The following is a 957-nucleotide window of genomic DNA, read 5'->3' on the forward strand; positions in this document are numbered from 1 at the left end:
TGTCCGCCCATTTCGGCATAAAAAGGCGTGGTGTCGAGCACCAGTTCATAGTAGGTCTGCTTCTTTTGCTGCACGCGGCGGTAGCGCAGGATGTTGCAGGTATGCTCGGTAAAATCCCAGCCTTTGAATAGGGTTTCGCCTTCGCGCACAATCACCCAATCATCGGTTTCGACGGCTGCGGCATTGCGGGCACGGTCCTTCTGCTTTTGCATTTCCGCGTTGAATACGGCCTCATCCACTTTAAGGCCTTGCTCGGAACAGATCAGTTCAGTGAGGTCGAGCGGAAAGCCGTAGGTATCGAACAGCGTGAAGGCCTTTTCACCATCCACGACATCGAGTCCTTTTTTCTTCGTTTCCGCGATCACTCCCTCAAGCATCGAAATGCCTGTGGCCAAGGTGCGGAGAAACGACTCCTCTTCCTCCTGCATGACACGGATGATGAGCTGCTGCTGTGCCTGCAACTCGGGATAGGCGCCCCCCATTTCGTGAACGAGCGTCGGCACGAGCTGATACATGAAAGCTTCGCGGCGGCCCAGGAATGTATAAGCATAGCGTACGGCACGGCGCAGGATGCGGCGGATCACATAACCGGCTTTTGCGTTGGAGGGCAATTGACCGTCGGCGATGGAGAAGGCGATGGCACGCAGGTGGTCGGCCACCACCCTCATGGCCACGTCTACCTGCTCATCCTTGCCGTAGTTGTAGCCGGAGAGTTCGGATATTTTCCTGATAATGGGCTGGAAGACATCCGTATCATAATTGGAGTTTTTCCCTTGCATGGCACGTACAAGACGTTCGAATCCCATGCCAGTGTCTATCACATTCATCGAAAGCGGTTCGAGGGAACTGTCGGCCTTACGGTTGAATTGCATGAAAACGATGTTCCATATTTCTATCACCTGCGGGTTGTCTTTGTTGACAAGCTCGCGTCCGGGCACTTTGGCCTTCTCCTCATCG

The 957-nt window shown here is 54.2% G+C and carries 1 protein-coding gene; it reads right to left on the bottom strand.

Annotation, left to right across the window (positions count from 1 at the left end):
- On the bottom strand, positions 1-957 hold a 957-nt coding region (locus tag C5S62_RS01405; protein ID WP_255400125.1), incomplete at both ends, for an alanine--tRNA ligase-related protein.

Source organism: Prevotella sp. MGM2 (assembly GCF_002933955.1).
GTDB lineage: Bacteria > Bacteroidota > Bacteroidia > Bacteroidales > Bacteroidaceae > Alloprevotella.